The 26,514-nt window shown below is 49.8% G+C and carries 13 protein-coding genes and 1 pseudogene; 3 read left to right on the top strand and 11 right to left on the bottom strand.

The genetic code is table 11. From position 1 onward, the window contains the following. Positions 1 to 85: 85 nt before the first annotated feature. The 5 genes and pseudogenes from AC6I7T_RS32535 to AC6I7T_RS32515 all read right to left on the bottom strand — a co-directional run bounded on the left by AC6I7T_RS32535 (position 86) and on the right by AC6I7T_RS32515 (position 8,808). Positions 86 to 2,242 (bottom strand): transthyretin-like family protein, encoded by a 2,157-nt coding sequence (locus tag AC6I7T_RS32535; protein ID WP_497794837.1) that lies wholly within the window; start codon positions 2,240 to 2,242, stop codon positions 86 to 88. Beyond that, a complete protein-coding gene (locus AC6I7T_RS32530) occupies positions 2,239 to 6,192 on the bottom strand; it encodes a hypothetical protein (protein WP_497794836.1) in 3,954 nt (1,317 codons plus the stop codon). The genes AC6I7T_RS32535 and AC6I7T_RS32530 overlap by 4 nt, the downstream gene beginning before the upstream one ends. Positions 6,193 to 6,431: 239 nt before the next feature. Next, the gene (locus AC6I7T_RS32525) at positions 6,432 to 7,934 is read right to left on the bottom strand and encodes a hypothetical protein (RefSeq protein ID WP_497795563.1); all 1,503 of its coding nucleotides are present in this window, start codon (positions 7,932 to 7,934) and stop codon (positions 6,432 to 6,434) included. A gap of 150 nt (positions 7,935 to 8,084) precedes the next feature. Then, a pseudogene (locus AC6I7T_RS32520) lies at positions 8,085 to 8,204 on the bottom strand (hypothetical protein); the annotation flags it as partial. Positions 8,205 to 8,208: 4 nt separating this feature from the next. Next, positions 8,209 to 8,808, bottom strand: coding sequence for an RNA polymerase sigma factor (locus AC6I7T_RS32515; RefSeq protein ID WP_497794834.1), 600 nt, complete (start codon positions 8,806 to 8,808; stop codon positions 8,209 to 8,211). A 1,040-nt stretch (positions 8,809 to 9,848) separates the two neighbouring features. Here AC6I7T_RS32515 and AC6I7T_RS32510 point away from each other — a divergent pair. Continuing rightward, on the top strand, positions 9,849 to 10,436 hold the full coding sequence (locus AC6I7T_RS32510) for a DUF4256 domain-containing protein (RefSeq protein WP_497794833.1): 588 nt from the start codon (positions 9,849 to 9,851) through the stop codon (positions 10,434 to 10,436). Between the two features lie 493 nt (positions 10,437 to 10,929). Then, complete coding sequence (locus tag AC6I7T_RS32505) at positions 10,930 to 12,501, top strand: MFS transporter (protein WP_497794831.1); 1,572 nt, start codon at positions 10,930 to 10,932, stop codon at positions 12,499 to 12,501. A 12-nt stretch (positions 12,502 to 12,513) separates the two neighbouring features. Here AC6I7T_RS32505 and AC6I7T_RS32500 read toward each other — a convergent pair whose 3' ends face one another. Next, positions 12,514 to 13,116, bottom strand: a complete 603-nt coding sequence (locus tag AC6I7T_RS32500) for a CGNR zinc finger domain-containing protein (RefSeq protein ID WP_497794830.1) — start codon at positions 13,114 to 13,116, stop codon at positions 12,514 to 12,516. A gap of 192 nt (positions 13,117 to 13,308) precedes the next feature. On the opposite strand from AC6I7T_RS32500, the gene AC6I7T_RS32495 reads away from it, so the two are divergent. Further along, complete coding sequence (locus AC6I7T_RS32495) at positions 13,309 to 14,211, top strand: alpha/beta fold hydrolase (protein WP_497794828.1); 903 nt, start codon at positions 13,309 to 13,311, stop codon at positions 14,209 to 14,211. Positions 14,212 to 14,439: 228 nt separating this feature from the next. On the opposite strand, the gene AC6I7T_RS32490 is transcribed toward AC6I7T_RS32495, so the two are convergent. From AC6I7T_RS32490 to AC6I7T_RS32470, 5 genes are all read right to left on the bottom strand, one after another. Continuing rightward, positions 14,440 to 16,974, bottom strand: coding sequence for an ABC transporter permease (locus AC6I7T_RS32490; RefSeq protein ID WP_497794826.1), 2,535 nt, complete (start codon positions 16,972 to 16,974; stop codon positions 14,440 to 14,442). Between the two features lie 501 nt (positions 16,975 to 17,475). Continuing rightward, a complete protein-coding gene (locus tag AC6I7T_RS32485) occupies positions 17,476 to 18,285 on the bottom strand; it encodes a GAF domain-containing protein (protein ID WP_497794825.1) in 810 nt (269 codons plus the stop codon). 450 nt (positions 18,286 to 18,735) lie between these two features. Continuing rightward, the gene (locus AC6I7T_RS32480) at positions 18,736 to 21,144 is read right to left on the bottom strand and encodes a beta-glucosidase (protein ID WP_497794824.1); all 2,409 of its coding nucleotides are present in this window, start codon (positions 21,142 to 21,144) and stop codon (positions 18,736 to 18,738) included. Positions 21,145 to 21,275: 131 nt separating this feature from the next. Then, the gene (locus AC6I7T_RS32475; protein ID WP_497794823.1) at positions 21,276 to 22,700 is read right to left on the bottom strand and encodes a glycoside hydrolase family 30 protein; all 1,425 of its coding nucleotides are present in this window, start codon (positions 22,698 to 22,700) and stop codon (positions 21,276 to 21,278) included. A gap of 84 nt (positions 22,701 to 22,784) precedes the next feature. Further along, positions 22,785 to 26,399, bottom strand: coding sequence for a carboxypeptidase-like regulatory domain-containing protein (locus AC6I7T_RS32470; protein WP_497794821.1), 3,615 nt, complete (start codon positions 26,397 to 26,399; stop codon positions 22,785 to 22,787). Positions 26,400 to 26,514: the final 115 nt, after the last annotated feature.

Here is a 26,514-nt window from a genome sequence, read left to right as displayed (position 1 = left end):
CAGAGGCTTGCCTCTGGCAATGACCTTTCAGTCCGGCACTCTTTTCTTGTCATCGAAATTGCAAGAGAGCCATGGATTTCTACTCTCACGGCTTCTGCTCGGGAGTAATGTTCTTGCGAGCCGTGGATGACGGAGGCGCCGCTCCAATAACCTCAAAGATGGAGTTCTCCCCGCTTGTAGTCACCCAGAGGTTGCCGGAGATATCGATCGTCAGCACCGCAGAGCTTGAGGTGAAGCTTGCAGCTATGTTCGCTGAGCCCACCGAGACCAGCACGCCGTCCCGAGTGTCAGGCCTGACACTCCACACCCGTCCGGAACCATCCATGACAGAGGACTGAGCAGAAGCAAGCTTATGTTCACTCGCAACATCTGTTCCATAAGCAAAGGGGCTTCCAGCCATTTCAGCTCCGCTACTGAACAATCCCGTAATTCCTACAGCACTGGAAATCCAGGCATTGCCCTGGGCATCCGTAGTAATCGCCTCCGGTTGCTTTAGCGATCTCCCCTCAAACCGCAGAGTAAGGCTCCAGTCCACCGGTGCTGTTTCGAGAAGAGGCTGGAATGGCCCATCAGGACTGGCCAGGTTATACAAGGCCTGAGAAGAGTCACTGTCCCCTGTCGAATGAAGAGCTAGATAGTGAGCAACCTGAAGAGTATCTGTTGTAGCGACTCCTCCGGCACCTGCAAAGAGGCTGCCACAGATGCTTCCGTCACCCGCGAGACCACCAGTGGTCGCAGCACAGCGATTCAAAGCATCGGCGATAGTATTAATCTTGGCCTGCGGAACAGAGCCATTCCCGGAGGGAGTAACAGCACGTGCTGCACCTGTCGAGATGTTAACCAGGTTATTTGCTGCAGCGAAGGCATTTTCGAGCCCGATGATATTGTCACTGGCAGTGCTCACATGCGCCGCATCAGTCATAAACCCAGCCATCGCATAAGCTGCTGCTACTGTTGTTACCTCATTAACTGTCACCGGGCCGAGCTTCTCAATACTGTCGCAGCGACCCAAAGCCGTCATAAAAGTAAGATTGGGATTGCCACCCTCGCCTTTGTTGCCACCTCTGGCAACTAAATACACTTGGCTTTCAGGAGCGGAACATGCATTGTGCCCGGCAAGTGTGAAATTCCCATTTTCATCGGTAGTAATGGGCGAAGAGGAATTCAGCAGAATAGAAGCAGTTCCGTAGCCGGTTTCACCGGCGGCGTAGAGAAATACCGACGCATCGCGAACCGGCTCTGAACCGGCGAGCACCTTGCCACTCGCAGTACTAGAAGATGCCAATGGCTGAATAGTAATCGTCGCATGCACCGATTTACTAGAATCGGTAGCCGAGCTCGCTATCACCGTTACTGTCTGCCCCACAGGTACGGCAGCTGGTGCCGTATATGTGGTCGCAACCGCGCTGGCGGTTTTCGTGGAGCTAAACGAACCACAATCGCTGGAACCGCAAACCACTGACCAGTTCACTCCTCCGGACGCACCATCGTTGCTCACAACAGCATTCAGAGAAACATTACCTTTTACAGCAAGAGTAGCTGGAGGAGTCGATACAAAAGCAATGTCGATAGGCACGCCGGTAATCGTCAGAGTTGTTTTTGAATATCTGGAATGGTCGGCGGTCGCACTGGCATACAGGGTTACGATTCCATTCTTGGGCACCGCAGAGGGAGCCGTGTAGTAGGTAACGATTCCGGTGCCACTACTTGCATAATTGGGCACTGGTCCACTCGCCGTATGGACTGGGCTGAAAGTACCACACGAAGTATCAACCGTCTGCCCGGGAGGAAGCGGTGTTCCGGAAGGAAGTTCGCTCCCACAAGATACCGTCCAATCCACTCCCAGGTACTGTTTGTCGTCCGTGAGAGTCGTATAAAGATATGTTCCGCCATTGGCCGTCAGAGACGTAGGAGCCGTTGTCTGCTGCACGCCTTTGGCATCGCTGAAAACGATGGCCCCGACCTGTGGCTTAATAGAACTTGAGGAGGAACAACCGAAGAGAAAAACAGCTATCACTACAGCCAACGTAGCGAAAGTAATCTCTGGGAACTTTGAGGAAGAACAAAAGGATGGCTGCGTCCCCCCACCACGGTCTGCTTCGGCATCATACACATGTATGCCTTCGGATGACGGCAAACGCAAATCCTCACTCTTGTAGACACCTATTGGCGAATTCATTGTTCCTTCTTCCCGCCCCTCTCTCTTCATGAATACATACTGGCTCTGAATATCAATCTTCATGGCCTTGCTCCCAGCTTCGCGTTCTTGACCGCAGTGGCAAGAGGAGTAACGGCGGGGGTAGCAATTCCCACAAACTCCGTGATCGTGTTGTTGCTGAGAAGAACCCAAACATTTCCGGCATTATCGACAGAGACGCTCAGCGGACGGCTGGTAAAACTAGAGGAAAGATATGCCCCGTAAACCGCGCCGCTCGCCGGGTTAAACTCGCTAAGATTAGGCAATTTATTCTGAGAAGAGTCTGCCTGACTTCCCACCCAGATCCGGCCAGCACCATCGAGAGCCACTCCACGTGCGTTCCCTAAAGGTGTGAAGGATGAAGCGCTATAAGAATAAAACTGAGTTGGAGTGTCGATCCCAGACCCACTATAGCTGGGAATCTTAATAAGGTTTCCCGTTACACCGGAATCGGGTACCCAGACATTGCCCGAGCCATCCGTAGCAATCTGCGTTTGATCCAAAGCTTCGGAGATATTAACGAAGTTTGAAGGTGTAGCATTGTCGTTGATTGCCGGGCTCAAATTATAAGGAGCCCCACTTGCATTATTTAATTGCGCCAGAGACAGAAACTGCCCGAGAGCCGATATCTTCGGATTCACAACCCCTACCCACACATTATTGGAGCTGTCTATAGAGATTGGTGGGAGCAGTGACACGGTAGTGCTGTCTGTCGGAGAGACAGGAATCGTAAATCCGGTAGCAGGAGAAAGTGGTTCACCGAGGCTGTCGAATTTCGTAACGCTGTTGCTATTAAGTGCCCAAATACTTCCGGAAGCATCGATCGCCATCCCCTGGCAGGTACCCGACAATCCTCCCCCGTAAAAAGGGCTGCCGAGTGCTTCTGTTCCTAAGCTAGTCAGCTTCGTAAGAGTGCCGCTGCCACAGACCCAAACATTTCCGGATGAATCCACCGCAAGAGCACCTGGCGAGTTCATACTGTTCGTAGTGAAACCTGACGAGGAAGTGATTGGTGCTCCCAGGTTGTTCCACTCGATTACCTTATTTCCAGCGCTATCGGTCATCCAGAGATTTCCCGCAGCATCCAATGCCAGATAGTTTGTAGTGCTGTTGCTTGTAAGTCCCCCGCCATTCACAAAATTTAAAGCCAAGGAGAAATCATGCGGAGCCGTTGTCAGAATCGGCTGAAAGGGCGAATCAGCAGAAACGAGGCTGTAAATGCTAGCGACATCCGTCTGATAGCCGAGACCTCTAAACGGATGCTGAGCAACTTGCATCACCGCCTGCAAAGTATCACCGGGAACGGCATGGAAATTTCCAACCGTGGCGGCATTGGAAGTTGCCGCTGCAAACAATGTGCCGCAGGCACTGCCATCCCCCGCCGTCCCGCCCGCTGTAACGGCGCAAGCATTGAGAGCATCAGCTAGAGTATTTATCTCTGCGTAGGGCACCGCCGCGTTACCCGCAGGAACCGTGGAACGGGCACGTCCGGTGGAGATATCGACCAGGCTCTGAGCCGCAGCAAATGCATTTGCCAGACCGGTCGTATTGTTCCTACTCGATCCAATATTGAGATACGTGGTCGTCCCCGTATCTATCGGTTCGGGAGCAAAGTGAGCGACTGCCCAGGAAACGGCAACGCTGGTGATCTCATTCACCACGACTGGAGAAGAGCTCAAAGCATTGCATGGGCCCAGTACAGTCATAAAGACGAGATTGGGATTAGGCGCACTCGAACCCACGTGCCCCCCTATCGCCAGCAGATACATCTGGCTTCCTGGTTGTGGACAGCTATAACCGCCTGGAATCATAAAGCGACCGGAACTATCAGTCGTGGCATAGGAAGGTTGGTTGGAAGCATAGATCAATGAAGAGGCTGATCCATATCCAGAATTTCCTGCCGCATACAGCGATACGGCAGCACCCACCAGTGGCTCAAGTCCTGACTGAACCACTCCCGTTAATGTCGGCCCATTGTTACTCGAACTGATCGTGACAGATGCTGCGGTTCCGGTCTTTCCATCTACATGAGCAGTAGCGACAATTGCCACAGCTCCGCCCGGAGGAGGAGTCGACGGGGCGGTATACGAGATAGGAAGACTATTCGGCCACCCCTTTACCGAAGTTGCAGTCACTGCCGGAACTTCCGGCACATAGGGGGTCTTTGCTGTTGCCGGGATTGCGGGAATAGCGGGAGTGATGGTGAAGAAGCCACAACCACTCGAACAGACCTGCCAATCAATACCTGCATTCGTAATGTCATTTGTTACATAAGCATTCAGATTTACAGAGGTATCCACCTGAAGCTGAGTCGGTGGTACTGGAACGAAATTAACGGAAAGGGCAGTGTCCGCAACAACAGTGACAGGTGTCGAAGTTACGCTGACACTGGAATTCGACGCCGAGGTTGCAACGATCGACACCTGCCCGGAGGGAGAAATTGGAGGTGCAATATAAGTCGCGGTTGCCCCACTTGCTGTCCGATAGGGGGAGACGTAACCGCAGCCACCTCCAACAGTGCTATTACACTTCACGGACCAGGTCACCCCTCCCGAAGATGGATCATTCGCAACTACAGCGCTCACCGGAGCCTTTCCATTTGCGCTCAAAGAGGAAGGTGGCTGTTGTTGGATAGTCACGGTAGGAGGAGTCTGGGTGATTTTGATGCTTGCCATTCCGGAATTGCCGGGATCAGTAGAAACGGGAGTGGCAACTACAACGACTTGAGCACCTGGAGGAACCGATGCCGGGGCGGTGTAGATGGCGGTGTAGATTGTCGAACCGGAATTTGTTCCGCTACTAACCACACTCCCGCATCCGCTGCCAGAACTACATTTGACTGTCCAGGTAACACCTTGGAGAGAAGCGTCGTTCGAAACCTGTGCCGTAAAGGTTGCTGTGCCATTCAAAGACACAGAAGGCGATGGCGAACTGACTGCTACTGAAATGCCAGATGTCGGCACCACCATGGCATTGGCCGTCACTACCACAGAAGGTACGGCGGACGATGACGCAGTTATTGTAACTGGATTTACAGGGGGAACTGTGGGTGGTCCTTTATATATAGCGACGGCTCCACTAGCCGTGTGACTAGTTATTGTCCCACAGGCAATAGAGGAGGCACCTCCGCAGCTTAATTTCCAATCTGCGCCGCTACTAGAAGAGTCATTGGTAACGGTTGCGACTAGAGATGCGGTGCTAGACACGCCAACCTGTAGTGATGTTGTGTCCAGATTGATTGCGACTGGCAGGATCGTTACTACAGCACTGGCAGACTTAGTTGGATCACTAACGGAGGTAGCAGTAACCGTAACAGTGCCGCCTGCCGGGACTGTAGCAGGAGCCTTGTAGGTTGTGGAGCTCTGACTCGCCGTGGTAGAAGAACTAAATGTTCCACAATCAGCGGAGCTGCACGTTACAGTCCAGCTGATCCCTTTGCCCTGAATATCGTTTTGAGCTTGCGCGCTGAAGGTTGTTGTCTTATTTACCACCAGCGAAGTCACCGGAGTCATCGAGTAGAAAGAAACAACAATTCCTGGAAGGATCACAGGTAAAGTCACATTTTTGCTTGCCGAAGGGCTTCCAGTAACTGTTGCGGTAATGGTGACATTCGTTCCAACCGGAATGCTTGCCGGTGCAGTATAGATAGACATAGCTCCACCAGTTGTATGAACTGGTGCAAAGCTTCCGCACGCTCCATTCGTAACACTCCCGGTATTTGGATCTCCTCCACAGGTTACCGACCAATCTACTCCAGCATTTGTAGAATCACTAGCTGGGGCCATGCGGACAGAGGCCTTCGATCCTATCACTAACGAGGCAAGCTGCTGCGTTGAGCTGCCGTTCGGATCTGTGATGGAAATAGAACCCGCCTTGATAGTGGAATTACTGCTGCAACCAACTGCTGACACACCGACTGAAATCAATAGGACCAGCGCCAGAGAAAAGAGTCCCGCCGACGATATTTGTCCGACCTTACCAACAGAACCTTTCAAGAAACAACGTACTTTTTGTCTCTTCACACATCTGAGGGAAACAGGATTCTCCACAACTCCAAAGCCTCCATAGCACACGATCTTTTTTCTATTCATTTTTTGGACAGCCGCGTTTACGTTCTTTATTACTTCCCTGGAGATATGACAATTGGAACCATCTGAGTATTTACTAATGCCAAGACAAACCAGTGTTCTCAATTTCGAGAACTAAACTAAACTCATTCGAGTTTCCGAGATTTCTATTTCTTTCTATTTGTAGCCATGCCCGGGTTATTGCTCATTCGTGCCTGGTGAGCCGTACTCTGCAATTTGATTAATTCATTGGCCAATTCAGGAAGAATAGTTTCTGCGCTTCTGGATTGCTTCCTACTTCCCAGAGCCAACTCTTCACACAAATTTAGATTCCGCTCCGCGATCTCTCCAAGCTCATCGGGATCAGCATCGGTTATCTCTAGAGAACTTTCCGGAGGCAGAGACGGCAGTACATGTTTTAGAAGTCCACGTTCTTCATTCAAGCTCTGCAAAAGAGTATTCCTATGCGTATAGAAAAGATCCACAAGGGTGGCACTTCCCAGATCTGTCATCTTTGCTTTGCCAGCAAATCTCATCAACAAATCGGATATAGCTCTGCTCTCCTGGCTTGCCCTCAATGCACTCTGGAGTAGCTGTTGCGAAAGCTGGCGGAGATCTGCCGAGCTTCTGCCATGCTCGATAAAATAGGCTTCCAACGGCGACCGCTGAGTAACTACTGAGAGGGCTTGGGATTCCGAAATGCCAGAGTCATTTGCGGAAGACTTACGCAGTGCCTCGGCAATGCTCATAATTGAAGTCTTTGCATGAGGCACCAACCGCAAATGCTCAGCAAGTTCCCTTCGCCTTTCATCCGTTTCCACTATGCCCTGAATAACAATGCCCGACGGTTCTCGAACAATCTGAATCTGTTCTCCGGAATCGGCATGAAGCTGATTCAGAACCAGCCGCACTCCAAGCTCGATCTCATCCAGCTGGGAATCAGTAAAGCCCACAGAAATAACCGGGACACTTCCTTCTCTTGAAGAAGACACTCCTTTCCCCATCGCCACATTCATCGGTTCAAAGAGGTCGGAGCCAACCGTAGACCAGGGCAGGACACGATAGTCCAGCTCTGCAATTTCGATCGTCTCTTTATTGCGAAAGACCACGGTCCGAGCAACCGGATGAAAATCTTCATCGCGCACAGTTAACGATTGTGAAGCAACTGTACCGCTGGAGGTCGTAGTAGTTAGTACAAGCAAATTCTTGTCTATTTCTTTAATCTGTTCCTTCCACACCGATTGTTGGTCCCGCCAGTCCTGGTAGGTTCGAGCTGAAAGTGGTGCATCCCAGGAAATGCCAGCAGTAACGAGCCTTTGCTTGATTGACTCCTCCTGAGGTTTCAACCTGTGAAGTTTGGTTTTTCTGACACCCTGAGCATCGTGATAAATCTCTCGCTCAAGGGTTTGCTTGCCGGACTGAATCTTGACAGTTTGGCAAATAACCCCAGACCCAACGGCCTTACCCTGTGGAGAATCCCATGCTTCTGCACGCGACAGAAGAGCGCTAGACGCGATATGGGATCTCGTAGTCTTCATTGTTGAGAGGTGTAGGCCTATTAGCACAATCGCGGTAAGAACAATAGGTGTAAGCGCCAGCTCCATACCTGTGAATCCAAATCGAGAGTATCCAGCCTTCGAGCCGGGTTGTGCCGTGCTTTGCTCTTGCATACAAGAGAGCAGATCCAGCTTCGTGCGTAATAACTCCCGTTTACCGGATATTCTGGAAAATGCATCCCTTCCCACGCGGTGATTTCCATACTGAATCACCTGCTGCGTGGCATGTCTTAACGTGTCCAGACGACCTGAACATCTAGAACAGCCAGCAACATGACGCTCGATTTTTCTAGTTTCCGAGAGCGACAGCTCATTATCGATTAGCAACAGAAGTGCCTTATCTCGAACATGCCCTCGGATACACTCTCGAATTGGCAAAATCACAATTTCATACACCTTTCGCCAACCTCAGCAGGCCACGCTTTACCAAGTTGACTGCTCGTTGTTCGCTCACTCCCAAAACAGAAGCTATCTCCCAATAACGCAATCCTTCGGCGCGCAATAAAATGCTATTCCGCTGTTGAGAAGTCAGGGTTGACATTGCCTCATCTAACCTTCTCAGCTGTTCTTCCTTGAGATATCTCGACTCTGGATTTGTACCCAGATCCACCAAATCATTCTCGGCATCGAGATCTGCAATCGACTGTCCCCTTCGACGTGCTCGATGAATATCCATCGATAAGTTGTGTGCTACCCGAAAAAGCCATGAACGCAAGTTAGTATTGTCGCCAGCTTCTCTCAGATGTGCCGCTAAACGAAGGAATGTCTCCTGAACTAGATCTTCGGCCTCATCTGCGAGTATGCCCAGACTCTTCAGATACCTGTAAATCGAAGGACTGAACTGCTCGTACAATTTCAAAATGCGTTCCTGCCAAACCGAGCTATCTGGATCTGTAAGGGTGAAAAGTCCTGGTGCCCGAATAGCGCCCAGCTCTTCCCGACCGCGTTTATCATTTGCAGTCCATTCAATACCTCTAGAAATGGCCACCAAGGAGCCCCCTCCCAATCCGCAAACAATCGAACGCATGTCCCACTTTCCTGGCAGAAGTTGACATCTGCTATTCCCCACCCAACAGCAAAGCCTTCTGCGGAATAAACCAGCGCTCATTGAACTGCGAATTCCTGAAGTGGCTCAAACAATACCCCGCAATTAAGAAACCTTTGTTATTTGGAGCGGTCTTTTTGATTAACATCTGTTTAATATGGTCAGATTACGTCGTAACTTTCTTTTACATCCTCCGGCTCAACATCACATTAGATAATCAAGGACACTACTACAGGCCTGCAGAAGGCACACCTTCTCCATTCTCAGCTTGTATCTGAGTATCAAGACATAAAGTCGAAGGCATACTGCATCAGACTTACATGGCTAACATCTGATCACCTTTCATTAAACAACCGTGAGGCTAACAAAAGCTACTGACCGTGCACTCAGCGCTCTAAATTCGATATTGTCCAAATCTAATTTCGAAAGCGAACCGTTACCAAAGCAATCATGACTGATATCGACCATTCCTTTTTACATAACGAACTCACCCGGTTTTTCCCAACTATCCCTTCGTATTTTTATTGGAGAATCTATCCTCGAATACAAACTTCGACACAGGAAAAACTATCCCTTTACATAACGGAGACGGCCACGATTTCCCAACTACCTTTTAAACTTTTTTTATTTTTTCCGCGGCGTGGCGCATGAAAGGAGAATCTAGAGAAAAGATACAATTCGCAGGGTTAAGTGATATCTATACATGACAGTAGCTACATCGATATAAATGCCAGGTTAATTTTTTGGACTCGCATCCTTGGTCGGTTTCCGAAACAGGAGGATGCTTTCATGACACAGTTCTTCCAGATTATCCGTTACGCGGGGTACTGGTAGATTGAAGTCTCCTGAACTGAAACGCAAAATCCCGACAAGCACTGCCGCGTCAAGCCAACTCATTGTCGAGAGGAAGTTGATAAAATTGCCCATCCCTGTGTGGGGGATCTCAGACCATGTCTAAAAGAGGGAGCGACCTGCGAGAGCCAATGGAAAAGAACCCAATGACTGGCGTTGAAACAAGAAAGGAGCTGTCATTAGAACAACAGGGGAAATTACTCCAAGTGTTAAAAGCCCGCTTTGAAAAGAACATGAACCGCCATAAAGATCTTGAATGGCCCCCAATATCAGCAAAGCTGAAAGCTAATGCCGAGAAACTATGGACACTCAATGAAATGGAAAAAAGCGGCGGTGAACCCGATGTTATTAGCCAGAATAAAGAGACGGGCGAATATATCTTTTGTGACTGTTCGGTGGAGAGTCCTAAAAGCCGCAGAAGTCTTTGCTACGACCGCGAAGCACTGGACTCCAGGAAAGAGCATAAACCTGAGAACAATGTAGTCGATGTGGCAGCTGCGATGGGCATCGAACTCTTAACAGAAGAACAGTACCGGGAATTGCAAAGGTTAGGAAATTTCGATATGAAGACATCGAGCTGGATAAAAACGCCCGCTGAAATCAGGGAACTCGGCGGTGCCCTCTTTTGCGATCGCCGCTACAATACCATTTTCGTGTATCACAACGGTGCAGAATCTTATTATGCTGCTAGAGGGTTCCGCGGATTGCTAAAGGTCTAGTCGTATTTCTCAGTCTTCATATTTCTCCATCAAGGACCAAACTCGATCCTGAAAAGGACAATCGGGCACGATGGGAAGAACAAGCTATCGTTCGTCGACCCAGTGCTCTATAGCCTGCCACTGTTTTCTCCTGCCGTTCTCGGAACGCATTCTCTTGACTGTGCTTAGTACATCCCCAATCAATCAACAACGATTCAGCATCTTGGCGCAAAATTCTTGGCTGTTCGGCCCTGGAGAGGTACAACCGGCACAGGTGAAAACATCAATCAAAGAATGATGTGGGCAAATCCATGAAGATCGTAGTGATAGGTAGCAAATGGAAGGTTCGATCATGATGCAGGTAAAGGTGTGGGAAGGAATTAAATCTGATGCCTTGCCAAACTTCCTACCGAAGGCCCGACGGTATTCATGCTGTTCACCAAAACGCAGCCAAACTGAGTCAACAAGCTTGTAGTGTTCTTGGTGCATAAATCCAGCAGATAAAGCAATTTAGATGAGAACTCCCTGTGACACCATAAGCCTATCACCGGCAGCCGAGGTGCAGTGTAAGAATGAAGCTAAACCCTGGATCCTTGCTGCAACCATTCTTGCTTCCAGCATGGCGTTTATCGACAGCACTGCAATCAATGTCGCTCTGCCAGCCTTGCAGAAGGGTTTTCATGCCACGTTGATCGAGGTGCAATGGGTGGTGGAATCGTATGGGCTGTTTCTAGGAGCGTTGATCTTAGCCGGTGGTTCTCTTGGTGACTTGTTGGGACAACGCATGGTCTTCCAGGCAGGTACAGTTTTGTTCGCTGTCGCCTCTATCGCTTGCGGAGTTGCAGCGAATATTCAAATCTTGATCTTTGCCAGAAGTATCCAGGGCATGGGTGCTGCGCTCTTGGTACCTGGCAGTCTCGCAATCATCAGCTCCTCTTTTGACCAAAAGAGCCGGGGACAGGCCATTGGCACGTGGTCCGGATTTACCGCGATCACTACTGCTGTTGGTCCTGTGCTGGGCGGATGGCTGGTTGAACATGCCTCCTGGCGCTGGGTATTTTTCATCAACCTCCCTCTTGCAGTAGCGATAATAGCTATCTCGATTTGGCGAATCCCGGAAAGCCATAGTGTGGCCAAATCTCGACTGGATTGGGCGGGAACCATCTTGGCAACTTTGGGATTAGGTAGCATGGTCTTCGGTTTCATTGAATCGACCAGCCTTGGATGGAGAAACCCTTTGGTCTTCGGCAGTGTCCTTGCTGCGTGTACGTTTCTGATAGGATTCGTAGCGCTAGAAAACCGCACACCGTTCCCGATAATCCCATTTGAGCTCTTTAAAAACCGGACCTTTACCGGAACCAATCTGCTGACCTTATTTCTCTATGCGGCTCTCGGTATTTTCTTCTTCTTACTTCCAATGAACCTCATACAGGTCCAGCAATATTCAGCAACTGCCGCTGGTGCAGCTATCCTCCCGCTGATCCTCGTTATGTCTCTCCTTTCGCGATGGTCAGGTGGACTTATTGTAAGTCTTGGACCCCAAAAGCCATTAATTCTTGGTCCACTCGTTGCTGTTTTAGGTTTCATTCTGTTTGCCATCCCTACGGTTGGAGCGAATTACTGGAAGACATTCTTCCCGGCTTTGATTATCTTGGGATTCGGCATGGCGATTACAGTGGCACCTCTTACGACCAATGTGATGAACTCAGTCACACAGGATCGTGTAGGTACAGCATCGGGTATCAATAATGCAGTTGCGCGTGTTGCTGGTGTTTTCGGAATCGCAGTCCTTGGCATTGCAATGATATGCGCCTTTCGTTTTCGGCTGGAACAGACACTGGAGCCTCTGTCGCTATCTGCAGAGAGCCTCCAGGAGATCCACGCTCAGGAATCGAGACTCGCTGCGCTACAACCGCCCGCATATCTCGCCCCTTCGACAAAGGCAGAAGTCATAGATTCGGCCCAAAGGGGATTTATATTCGGGTTCCGAGTGATAATGCTAATCTGTGCCGGGCTGTCGCTGATTAGTGCCACGATAGCATGGATCACGGTTCCAGATGTTAATGATCGACCAGTCCGGTCGTAGCACAGTAGCAAGCTATGAATGACGGTTGCGCGCGCGAAAGGCTGTAACCTTGGCGCGATTGCCACAGAACTGAGAGCTACACCAGCGTCGCCGGTGAGCCTTGGTTCGATCGTAAAACCAAAGCACGCAGTGTTTACCTTCACAATGCCGGATCAAATCGAAATCCCCATAAACAAGAAGTTCTGCGATCTGTTCAGCAGCAGGAGCTAAATACTCTTCCGGTGTCTTGTCACGATAGACCCTCTCGTAGCTCAGGCTACCTTTCCGGGAGTTACTTAAGGCACAATGACTCACTGAATGATCAAGAAATGATTGCAAATCCCGCAGAGATAGAGATCTACCGGCTTTTTTCGTCTCAATAGTCTTTCGCCCAATCTGTCGCAATTGGCGAGCCTTACGAAGAAGCTCAGCATCTTTCCAGGTTCCAGATGGCTCCCTCTTCCGTAGGCCTGTCCTCATCATCCAAGCCGTAACATCTGCATCCGTCTGCCAGATGTCTACCAATTCCGTACCTTGCATGCGAAGAGTATTCACGAAATTCAGCGCCGGGTGATCTCCCACAAAGTCCAGAGGCGAGTCTTCGCTATCAATACTCAATGACGCTTGCTGGTCCACGATCCACTCTCCCGTAACTATTATTGAATCCATATACAGGTTACATGAATCTCAACCCATGTAACCATAAAACTTCATTTTTCATGGTTACATAAAGATCCCGAAGAAGATTGACGTTTCATCACTTCAGCCCACGCGTTTGCCTCACTCTGACCAGGAGTAAAGCGAACGCAACACCAAAAGGAGCCAGATATGCTAGACTTCACATTTTCCATAGCGTCTGAAAACCGGAACGCGCGTGTCCAGCGCAAAACAGTGGAGGCCGATGGTCTCAAAATTTTCTACCGCGAAGCTGGTGCGCAGGACGCTCCAGTCATCCTCCTCCTACATGGCTATCCATCCTCCTCTCATATGTTTCGAGAGCTGATGCCGATCCTGGCTCAGAGATATAGGGTGATTGCTCCCGATCTTCCCAGCTTTGGGTTTACGGAGGTGCCAGAAAATCGAAACTATTCTTATACCTTCGATTCCTTTGCAGAGACCGTTGAAGCCTTTGTCGAGAAGTTGAAATTAAGCAAATATGCAATCTATGTATTCGACTACGGCGCACCAACCGGCTATCGTCTCGCCGTTGCACATCCAGAACGCGTCACCGCCATCATCTCGCAAAACGGCAATGCATATGAAGAAGGGCTCAGCGACGCCTGGAATCCGATTCAGAAGTACTGGAAGGAACCTACACAGGAGAATCGCGATGCCATTCGGCAACTGCTCACTTTCGAGGGAACCAAGTGGCAGTATGTCCAAGGGGTAGCAGATCCGTCCGCAATTGCGCCCGAGTCCTATACGCTTGATGCTGCTTTGCTGGAGCGGGTAAATATCAAGGAAATCCAACTCGATATCTTTCTCAACTACGCTTCGAATGTCGCTCTTTATCCTGTTTTCCAAAAATATTTTCGAGAATCCGCGCCACCATTACTGGCCATCTGGGGCAAGAACGATCCATTTTTTCTACCCGCAGGAGCGGCAGCGTATCGCCGAGACAATCCTAATGCCATAGTCAAACTACTAGACACCGGTCATTTCGCTTTGGAAACACATGTAGAAGAAATTGCAGATGAGATTGATCAGTTTCTGCGTCGCGTTCAAAGCTGACAATCGCTGGCGGGAATGGTTATATATCTGACCGATGCAGATCAGGTAAACAGACAGAGGCGAATCCTGGACAGAGATGTACACGGTAGAAGAAAGCAGTCTGGACTGAATGGAGCCTCTGGATGCAGAACAGCGGCTCCATAATCTTGATATTCCCTATTTATTGCACCGTCACGATAGGAGGGCATATGTTCCGGCAGTATCAGGCAGCAATTTACTTTTGAGGAATTAATCAGTCACCAGTGCGGTTGCTGGTTCTATCCTGGTAGCCCGTAAAGCAGGAATCGTCATAGCGATTGCACTCAAGGCAAGAATGGCAGGCATAATTATTCCGTAGTTCTGTAAGTTACCGGGTTTAATCTCGAACAGCAGATGTTCCAAAATCGGCATCGAGAAGATCGATAGAATTACGCCCGCCACGGTACCTGTAATTACAGACAGAAATCCTTCCCGGAATATCAAAAACATAATCTGAACACGCCTAGCACCGAGAGCCATACGAATGCCAATTTCCGCTGTTCGCACGACGACCGAATACGAAAGAACTCCAAATATTCCACCCAGTGCAAGTTGCAAAGCAACCACGGAGAGAAGTGCAGCTAGAACAGATACGAAGCGACTTTCCGCCCGCGCCTTTTCAACAACTGCCGATAGCGGTTCAAGGGGCGTAATTGGAACATTTCGATTGAGAGCAGCAACCTGCCTGCGTACAGATGTCGGTAAGGTGGACGTGGCACCGGTGCTGCGCATAACAATCGTCATCGCGGGACGAGGCGCCAGAGGATAAGGCAAATAAATCTGAGGCCGCACCATCGCGGTCAAAGTATGGCATTGTATGTGACGCACAACGCCTACAATAACGACCCAATCTCTCTCGAATTGATATGGCCCTTTAGGGGAGTCGGAAACATTGAGCCGTTTACCGATTGCGTCTTCTCCCGGCCACAAGTTATGGGCAAGAACGTCGTCGATTACTGCAACATGCTGATGGTTTACATCATCGGCATCAGTGAAATCACGTCCTGTAATAATCTGAGCGCCCACGGTGTTGAAATAGCCGGGCGAGATTGATCGGAGGTCAGCCATCACCGTGTTTTGTTGATCGACAGGCGTTCCTTCCTTCCAGTAGTAGTCATACCAATTCCCTCTATTGTCGAGCGGAAGATGCGAAATCGTAGAAACGGATTGTATGCCGGGAAGACTAATCAAAGTGCGCTCAACTTCGCGGAGCGTCTCGTAGTCAGGAATATTTACGCGAAAGGTAAAGACACCGTCAGCTCGAAACCCAGGGTTCACCTGCAGGATGTTGGTAAAAGTATGAATAAGCAGTCCAGTACCGATCAGCAGAACAAAGGCGAGCGCAACTTCTCCGGCAACGAGAAGTGCGGCAGGAGTCCCCTGCCTTTTCGTCGCTGAGCGTCCTGCACGTTTCAGGTCGGCGGCCAGATTGAGGCGACGCATCGTGGATAGCGGCGCAAGGCCAAAGACTGCGCCTGTAAGGACAGCCATTGCGAATGTAAATCCAAGAACACGCAAATCCAGCCCTACGTCACCGAGACTTGCGAAGGAAGGCGGTTCGACTGCGACGATGATCTTTAATGCGGCCCATCCCAGCAGCAAAGCCGCAACTCCTCCTAGAGACACTAACAACAAAGTCTCTGTAGCGGACTGGCGGAGCAGCCGGCGATGCGTCGCGCCCAATGCTGCCCGTATCGTAGTCTCCTGAAGCCGCTGCCGCATGCGGACCATGAGCAGGTTTCCAATATTGGCGCAACCGATAAGCAATACGAAAGCTACCGCACCAAATAGAATCAAAAGTATATGACGAATTTCCCTAACATCGTCGTCCTGCAGGGGAATGGCATATAAACGGTAATTTGCTACTTTTACCCGACTGCCTAACTCATTAATCTGACTGGCGATAGAGGAGAGCTCCGTTTGCGCCGCCGCGAAACGCCTGGGGTCTCTCAACCTGCCAATAAGGTGAAGAAAGGCTGGACCATGTGGCTCCCACGGACCAATTGAAATCGGCTCAAAATAATCAACGGTCAAAGGAACACTGGCATCCTCGGGAAGCATCAGCTTAAAGCCCTTAGGCAGCACGCCAATTACAAGGGAGGACCCGCGACCGGATGGAACTGATTTGCCAATGATGTTGGGATCACTACCGAATCTCCGCACCCAAAGCTCATGAGAAAGCATGAGTACTGCCGGAGCATTCTCAAGATCGTCTTCCGGCCCAAAAAAGCGGCCGAGAGCTGGCCTCGTACAGAAGAGCGGGAGAAAGTTCGACGTGACAACACCAGCCTTGCCCTGTTCTGCATCGCCTCTTCCCGGCAGAGCGCGATTCGTCACCCAGATTCCACCGATTTGCTCAAACTCTCGAGTTCGTTGCCTCAGCTCGTAGAGCTCGAACATCGAAGCTGGAGCACGATTGGAGTTCCCCAGCGCCGACCAGATTACCGTCAGTCGGTCCGGATGCGGATAGGGTAACGGTCGAAGGAGTACAGAATTGACGAAGCTAAAGATAGCAGTATTGGCACCAATACCGATGCCAAGTGTGAGGATGGCTACTACGGAAAAAATGGGGCTTTTGCGAAGCTGACGAAGACCAAATCGCAGGTCTTGCCAGAACACCTCGATGCCAGTTCCGGATCGCCTAAAGCGAACCTCTTGTTTCATCTGCTCCATGCCACCAGGCTCGGCTGGATCTTGCCTGTAACCTTTGGACTCCTGTGCCCCGGCCGCTGTCTTTTCGTCCATAGTCATCCACCCATACCCGCAACACTGTTACGAAGTCCCTATCGATCTCATCTTTCTGAAGCAGGTTCCACAACAAAATCCGACAACTTCACAGCAAGACACTCTGGTGGCCTTCAATACTGACCGATAACGAGAACGGTTGACGCCTATAGGTTGGCTTCAACGCCTGTGTTCACGTCTGCTCTCGGAGCTCTAGCTATCACTACGACAATAGGCTTGCTCCGCAGCGCCTCGGTGCATATGTCATATGGAAGACGCTTATCAATTTCATAATCTCTGCTCTCGATATACTTCACTTCCCGCCAGAGTCTGGGAATGAACATGTCCAGCATGCTCTGAAAGATGTAATCCTTCTGTTCGGACTAGCCACTTATACCGGAATACGATACGAGTCTGCACAAGGGCAATGAAGCTGTCAAGTCCTTAAGTGCAGCTATGTCAGGAATTCCATTGTTCAAAAGGAAGGTTGGTTTGAGAAAAGAAGTAATTTCCCGATGGGCATTATTCTCTACAGAGGAAAGGACGTTTCGGAGACGATTCCTCCCTCTGCGTAGAAATTTTGGGATTGAAACTCTGAGTCAATATTGAAGAAACCTGATCCGCAAGTCTTCTCAACTCGGATTCAGCCTGAGCTAGATATACTTCACAATTCTCTTTATCGCTGCGGGCCAGAAAGATGGTGTTCGTCAGACTTTGCAGAGGATTATTGATGTGGTGCGCTAAAGTATCCGCCATCTCTGCGGCGGCGCGGATTTTATCCCCTTCGCGCATTAAATATTGATGATGCTGATGCCGAAGAATTATGGAAGCAAGATCTGCAAGGCTTCTCAAAAGAGAATAGTCGTCAAAGTCGAAGGCTTCTTCTGAAGCATGGGAGACAGCCCAAAGAGTGCCTCTCACAAATTCATTCGTCCAAGGGATTAGTATGCCATCATGAATTGGCTCTGCCAGGATACCGAGAAAATCATAGTATGGCTGTGTCACCCGATAGAGTTGTGCGCGCCCAGAATCCAGACACGTGCCGCAAGGACTGAAGTTTCTAGGAGTCTTTCCATCAAGATAACGAGAGAAACTTCCTGCAACCGCCACCCAGCGAAAGGAATTCGTCTCAGGTTCCTCAAGAGAAATTCCTGCACTGTCTGCCCCACAGAATTCAACAGCTGTGTGAACCAGTTCCTGCAATACGAAGCCACTATCCTCTGCAAGCATCCTGGATAAACGGCGAATAGCTACAGACTCGCGATTAGATTCGTGAGCCTTTCTTTTGCGCAGGGCAAACTTCGCATCTGTCAATAAATCCCACAGACACATGCCAGAATCGGACTCTAATCGCTTTTGCAGCATAAGGGAAGAAACTACCTATAGATGAAAAGAGTGTACCCTCAGAAATACTGTGGTGGATAGCGAGAACTGAAATATTGCTCATTGTGGGGCAAAACAGAATCGTCTTCAGGCGCTTAGGCATAATCCCAATTTGTAAAAACGCTTCTATCTATTTTGCATACAACTCAACAATGCATTCCGCTCATCCAAACCGCTCGCTTCGATAAATGTGCCTTATCGGATCGTACGATATGGATACACGCTGCAGCGGCAAGAACCTAGATCCGAGGGAAAGGCATAATCCCATCCAGGAACACTTTCGGCGTATCGCCGTGAAATCAGCAAACATTATGCTACCAATAACGCACACTGAGTTGCGTGCTACCGTTAATAAGGCGTGTTCTCCCTAGAAAAACGAGCACGCCTCATCTACAACATCTAGTTCAACTTGACGGTCTCCTGCAGATTTATCTGTATTGAAGAACTTCCAACAAGGATACTGAAAGCTCCCGGCTCCATCGTCCAGGCAGATGCATCGGAATCCCAATGCGAGAAGGCGCGGCGATCTAGGAATACTTCCACCGGAGAGCTTTCTCCCGGTTGAAGGTTTATCTTGGAAAAGCCCTTCAGCTCCTTTACCGGATGAGGAAGTTTGGAATGCAGGTCGGAGACGTATATCTGCGCGATCTCCGCACCGGCTCTCTTACCGGTATTTGTAATCCGGAAAGATACCTTTACAATGTTCTTATCGCCTTTCTCTAGAGGCAGAATGGCAAGATCGCTGTATTGGAAGCTGGTATACGAAAGTCCATAGCCAAAGGGGAAGAGTGGTTTTCCCGTGAAGCGATCGAAATGCCGGTATCCGACAAATAATCCCTCCGTATAGGGAACATGCTTATCTCCATCCTTGTCGTAGTAACTGTGGAATGCGGCTCCATCTTCCAGTTTGCGTTCCATGGATATGGGCAGTTTCCCTGAAGGATTCACCTCTCCGAACAAGATCTGTGAAACGGCAGTCCCACCCTCCTGTCCTGGATACCAGGCATAGAGTAGTGCCTTCGCTGAATCGAGCCACGGAACCATATTCACGTTACCGCCGGCATGAATGACAACAACAACGTTTGGGTTAACTTCCACCGTCGACTGGAAGAGGCGAATCTGTTCTTCAGGAAGATTGAAAGGACGATCTGATCCCTCCCCTTCTTTTGAAGAATCAAAGCCCAAACACAGAATTACAACATCTGCCTTCCTGGCCAATGCTACGGATTCCTTTAGCTCCGTATCCGAAATCGCCGTAATGCCGAATCCGATCTTTGCCTGTCCTGTGCCTTCGAAATATTCCACCCGTATCTTGTAGTGATGCCCCGCCTGCAACTCCAGCTTTTTGTCAATGATTGCCTCACCCTGATATTGCCATTGCTCAACAAAGAGCTTGTCATCGACAAAAACTCTGAATCCATCGTCGCCGGAGATATGGAAAGTAAAAGTGCTGTTGGATCTTGGTGTAAAGTATCCCGACCATCGGGCAGAGAAGTTATTGACCGGCTGTCCTTCTGCATAGCTTCCCTCTCCCCAATCGAAGGCCAAGTGCTCATCTACACGGGTCAGAGAGGGATTGCCTTTCAATTCCGTATTATTAAAGAACTCCGCTCTGAGTCCCTTTTGCCCACCTGCTTCTTCGGTAGTAAACTCTGTAGTCCGAAAGCTTTTGACTGGCTGCAGCATACCAGGACTATACGTAATAGAAACGGATCCTTTTGTCAGTTGACGGATTCCGTCCAACACACTAACAGAGTGAAACGGCTGCACAATTGAACTCCCGCCACCACCCACGACTGCGGAATCAGCATTTGGCCCCAAGACGGCGATGGTACGAACTTTCGATTTATCGATGGGAAGAAGACCGGAGTTCTTGAGCAGGACCATGCTCTCTTGCGCCGCCTGTAAAGAAACTTTGGACGCCTCCGGATTATCGACCGGAATCGTCGCATCCTTCTGCTCCCGATCCAAGAACCCAAACTGGATCGCCGTTCGGAGAATACGGCGCACCTTATCATCTATAACCGCAGGGGAGACACGTCCATCATTCAGCGCAGCGGAGAGCGTAGCCGGGCTCATGAACTTGCCGGAAGGCATCTCCAGATCCATTGCACCATTCGCCGCAGCAACACCGTCGTAGGTTGCATCCCAATCGGACATCACAATGCCCGGGAAACCCCACTCCTTCTTCAACAAATCGCCATTGAGCTTACCATTCTGCGTCATGTGGACCCCGTTCACCAGATTGTAGGAATCCATGATGGCTCCAACATGTGCTTCCTTCACTGATGCTTCGAAAGCAGGAAGATAAATCTCCCTCATAGTGCGCTCGTCAATATCGGAGCTGACGTGATGCCGGTCCCACTCCTGATTGTTTCCCATGAAGTGTTTGGCCGTTGCAATAACTCCCTGGCTCTGAATGCCCTGAATACTGGCGACTGCCATTCGCGAGGCCAGATAAGGATCTTCGCCAAAGTACTCGAAATTTCTGCCACACATCGGCGCCCTATAAATATTCATTGCAGGAGCAAGCAAAAAATGGACTCCACGAGCGCGGGCATCCTTTCCCATCGAAGTGCCAACGGCCCTTTGTAATTCGACATTCCAGGTAGAGGCCATCGCGATTCCGGCTGGATAGGCAGGCGCTGGACCATAGGTCCTGACACCGAGAGGACCATCTGACATCTTCAAACGAGGAATGCCGAGACGAGGAATATCACGAATATAGAACGCATCGATACCGCCAATATAGGCGAGCTTTTCCTGCAGAGTCATCTCCTTTACCAGGCGATCAACGCGAGCTTCCACATCTGAAGGGACCTGTGATGAACAGGTTGAAGGAAGAAAGCAGCAAAGTAAAGTTTGCATAAATAAAAATGGAACACTTCCAAAAATTCTTTTCATGGAACTTATCTCACACGCGGTTACGAGTCGACATCTCAGCGCTTTGCGGTAACTGCACTCCAGTGAAAGGTCACTAGCGCTTTTGAAGGCAGAGTGTAAGGAAATACGCGTTCGTGCCAGCGTACATAGAACGTAGAAGCAGTAACGGCATTATTGAGGACAAGCAAAGAGATATCTCCGTTTTCATTTTGAAAGGCGACGTTCTCCAAATTGTTCCGTCCTAAATCCGTCGAGTCGATCCGGTGGGCACCGGGAGATGCAAACTTACTCGCATGTGCCAGTGCGTAGTAATCAGCCGTAGGCGTAACCTTGGTTGGATTTGTCGAGTAATCGATGGTTAGCACGCCACGGCAGGTGCTACAGCCTCCGGCATTCGGACCATTCTTCTGATCAAGCGCCATGTTCCATAGAACGACCGAGCGAGCCCAGTTTCGTGTCGAACGAATTACCAGCTGCGCTGTTACTTGTAAAAAGTTCTCTTCCTGCCAGCTTCCTCCTGAGCACTCTGTCTCCCAAATGCCAAAATTAGGGAAGCGTTCTTGTACGGTTGATTGGGCTGCGGCATCACCACCATAGCAATGAAAGGCCGTTCCGGCGACGTAGGAAGATGCCTTAGGATCGGAGAGAATCTCCATCGGATATTCCGGATGGTCCCAGTTATGATCGTAGACAAGAATCTTTGTCTTCAATCCTGACTTTGCTAACGCTGGGCCGAGATGATCCCGAATTACTGCAAGCTGTTGACTGGCGGGCATAAGCATGCCGGGATAATCTCTGGTTTCATACAGCGGCTCATTTTGAATCGAGAGATAATGAACAGGAATACCCGCTGCCTGATAGGCTTGAAGTGATTTGACTAAGTATCCAGCAAAGTTTTTCTGCTCGGGATCTAATAACTGTCCACCAATCATGGATTGTTTTGTCTTCATCCATCCAGGAGGGCTCCACGGCGTTACCATGATCTTGACGCCGGGGCGAATCGCTACAGCTTCTTTCAGAAGAGGGATAATCGTTTCAGCATCATGCTCTGTTGAGAAATGCTTTAATTCGGGATCTCTTTGCCCTGTTGGCATATCGTCATAGCTATAATGTGAGCGCGCAAAATCAGAAGCACCTAAAGGCTGCCGTAAAAAATTGAGGCCGATTCCCTTCTCCGGATCAAGCAGATCGCGCAGGACCTCCTTTCGTTTTTGTGGGGTTAGCTTGGTTTCCAACAACCAGGCGGAACTTTCTGTAAACGACGCGCCAAAGCCTTCAATTTCCTGATACTTCTTCGTCTCATCCACCTGAATTGTCAAACCATTCGAGTTTCCACGAACGAACTTCTGTGCAGGCTGCTGCTTGAGCGTCTCACTCAGATCGGGCAAGGTGCGAACTATTGAGACATTCTGTGCAACAGATAAGGCTGCAAAACACAGAACTGGCCCTAAGGTTAAGAAACCAAACTTCACTTTCAACATCTGCATTTCCTGTTTTCGAATTCTTTGAAGGTGTGCTTAGAAAGGGAGGGGAAGGCCTGAGCCACCCCTCCCTTCTGTGGAAAGCTAGAAGTTGAACTTAGCTCCGAGCTGAACAACACGGAAACCGCCGGGACCAGTGTTATACGTGCTCGCGTTAGTTCCCCAATTGACAGCCTTGGTAACGGACAATGGGGTACCAGGTTGCCATTGCCAGGGTCCATTCACACTGATGGGATAGTTTTTGGTTTTGAAGTTGGGATGATTGAAGACATTGAACGCCTCTAGACGAAGCTGGACAAAATACCGCTCGCTCTTGGAAACTGGAATTTTCTTAAACAACGACATATCCCAGTTCTGTATTCCACCTTGACGCAAGGTATCGCGCGATCCACGGATCGGCATCCCTACAGAAGGAAGAACAGGGTTCTTATTCTGATCCAATGCGTAGTAATACTGAATAGCTCCCCACATATTCGAGCCATCCAGTGCACCCGATTCGAAGGAAAAGTTATTGCCCATATCGACAGGAGTACCGGTCATCGCATTGGTAACACCGCTCAATTGATAGTTGTCGGTGATGTACGATAACCAGTGCGGTCCACCGAAACTCTTGACCGGACTCGGAAGATCGTAGACATAGTTGGCGGCAAAGACGTGGGTGCGATCCCACGAAGCCGCACGATAGTCGATCTTTGCATTGACAGGATTCTGTGTATCCTGATCGGAGGTCGATGTAGTCATCGACTTCGACCAAGTATAGACCGCTCCGAAGGTCAACCCCTTACTAAAGCGGCGCTGCAGAGAAACCTGTAGAGAGCTATAGTTCGACGTGCCATCCCACTTCAGATATGAAATCTGATCGTAGCCTTTAAAGGGTACCAGCGGCGCATTGGTGTAGCTATTTCTTCCTTTTGCATAAATGCCACTGAACTTATATCCGGCATTCGCGTAGATCGCCGGCAGGTTTGGTTCGACGGCTGGAACGACACCGCCAGGAAACAGCGTAGGATCTTGCGCCTCAGCGCTAAATGCGTATCCATAGGGAATAGCATTAATATCTCGAGACGTAACCAGATGACGGGATATGGTCCCGACATAAGCCAGATCAAGAGTGGTCCCAGAGCTAATCTCCTGCTGAATACCAACACTATAGCTGTAGACTGTTGGCACTTTCCCGTTCAGATCCGCGCCAACGATACCTCCCAAAACTGCGTCGCCAAACGAAGATTGGGAGGAGCTTAAGCTGGAGATATTTCCAGCCGATACCAATGCCTTCTGCACTATGGCCGGGTTATTGAATACAGTATTGAAGAGCAGATTGCCTTGCGTGCGATCATGCATCATGCCTGCGCCACCACGCACAATCGTCTTGTGGCTATTGTAGGGGTCCCAAGCGAACCCGATACGAGGCTCCGGCATAATTCCACTGCTACTCCAGCCTCCCTTCGGTAGCTGACCGGTGGCCGAAAACAGCATCCCATTCAAGGTATTGCCACTGTTAGGAACCACAGTGCCACTTGTCGTGATCGAAACCGCCTGAGCAGGGGCGTACGACGCAGGATCGAAAAGTGCAAGCTGATTGCTGTCGTCAATTTGCGGAGGAATCCACGCAAAGCGTACTCCGTAATCAAGAGTCAGCTTCTGCGTTGCCTTCCAAGTATCTTGTACATAAAACTCCACTTGGTTGTAACGGAATTTTCCAGTTGGGCGAGCCGTCGATTGATCGAAGCTCTTGAAACTTCCAAGCAGCGCACTGGCAATCGGATCGCCGAGAACGCAGCTGGAAATGCCGTTGCATGAACCACCTGCCGTTGCACCGATGTCAAAGTGCAACTCGCCATTCATGTTTCCCCAGGCGATCTGGTCTTTTCGATTTCTTTGATAGAAAACGCCACCCTTGAAAATATGGGGGCCACGGGACCAAGTCAGATTGTCGTTAGCATTAATAGTGGTGTTTGCCTGTTTCCATGGAGTTGCGCCGAGGTACGAGCCGGAAAAGTTCGTGTTTGCCAGACTCGAACCAAAATCGAGATCCGGAACCGTATCCGACGGATACAGTAAGGGCATCTTGATACCCAGCTTCGAGAGCGAAAAGTTTCCAGTAGAGCTTTCATCCAAGCTTAGTGAGTGGCTTGGGCCCACGGAAACTTCATTGAGTATGGTTGGGGTTATTGTGCTAACAAGATTAAGAGAGAAGTTCCATCCGGGGTGCTTCTGAGTGCAGCCACCAACATACATGGGGGTGGAGCAGGCATAGGTTCCAAACGGTCCAGGGAAGGGAGTCGCCGGAGCATTTTGGGTTTCGGAATTGTGAACCCAACGCCCGTAGATACGGTTTGAATTATTGATCTGATAATCGACCCGCAGAATGTCTTCACGACGCGGATTGGAGGAGGACGGTGCAGCCGAGAAATTGTAGTTCAGTCCATTGGTCCCGAAACCGGGAACATTCGCTTGCGGATACAAGTTTAAAAGCTTCTGCATATTAGCAAAAACTGTCTGCTGCGCTGCAGGAAGCTGCGACGAATTGATCTTGTTGTTCGTAATGCCAGGTCCGGCAATAACAACCTTGTTGCCATTACCGTCGACAGACTGAGAAAAGTCTCCTTGCCGTTCGAGAGCTGTCGGCGTATAGAACTGCACTACGCCACCAAGAGGCACGTACTGTTCATAGAACTCTTGGTTCCAGAAGACAAAGAGCCGATTCTTAAGGATGGGGCCACCGATCGAATATCCTGAATAGTTATAGCGATAGAGTGGAGGAGTGTTCGGAGACTTGTTCGCTAGCTGGTTCTGTTTGTTGAAGTACTCGTTAGCATTCAGGCCTTCATGGCGATGGAAGAATCTGCCGTTCCCATGCCATTCATTAGTACCCGATTTCGTGGTGATGGCAATCTGTCCGCCAGCTGCCTTTCCGTATTCAGCCTGGTAGTTTGAGGTAAGAACCTTCACTTCTTCAATAGCATCCGGGTTAATGGTGATGTGAGTTCCACCATTGTTGCCCGTATCGACATTCGACGCGCCATCGATCGTAAATTCATGCTGATTTGCACGGGTACCGTTGATGTTGAATGAATCATTGCCCCCTGTACTGGAGGCGTGGCCATCATAGAGGCCAGAAACGCCGGGAACCAGTTTCATATAGTCGAGGACATTTCTTCCATTCAGTGCGACGTCGTTCAGCTGCTTACTCGTAATCAGGTCTGAGCGCTCCCCGGAATTGCTCTGTAGCTGAAGTTGTCCGTTATCAGCGGTCACAACCACTGAGGCATCGACTCCCCCGACAGTCATGACGAAAACTCCGGCATTTAGCCGGTCGGCAGCGCTCAGGATCAGTCCTGACTTCTCTAATTTTTTGAACCCCTGGGATTCAACTGTGACCGAATAGGTGCCCGGCGGCAGGTTCGTCAGAAAGAATGTCCCCTCCTCTGTCGCAGTTGCATTGCGGGTTAAACCAATAGCGTTGTTGGTTGCAGTAACAGCTGCCTTCGGAATCACAGCCCCGGAAGAATCCTTCACAATTCCGGAGATTGTTCCACTGGTCACCTGTCCCATTGAGAATGAGTGCAACAGAACAAAAGCTAGAACTAGGCCTAGACAAACTTGCATCACCTTGCAATAACGAGAGTTCTGCAGAAGCTTAAACCTAATTAACAGAAGTTCCTTTTCTGACATGTTCGACCGTATTCGACGTAACATGTGCCCTCCCTTTCAAACTCCATATTCCCCTCCAATACCGTTTCGAAGAGGTCTGGCTTCCTAAATTTGTGCCGAGCGGCCTGTGACCGTCACCGACCCTGAAATATTTCTACAG

The organism is Humiphilus diazotrophicus, from assembly GCF_059726315.1.
This window is presented reverse-complemented; position numbering and strand designations above follow the sequence as displayed.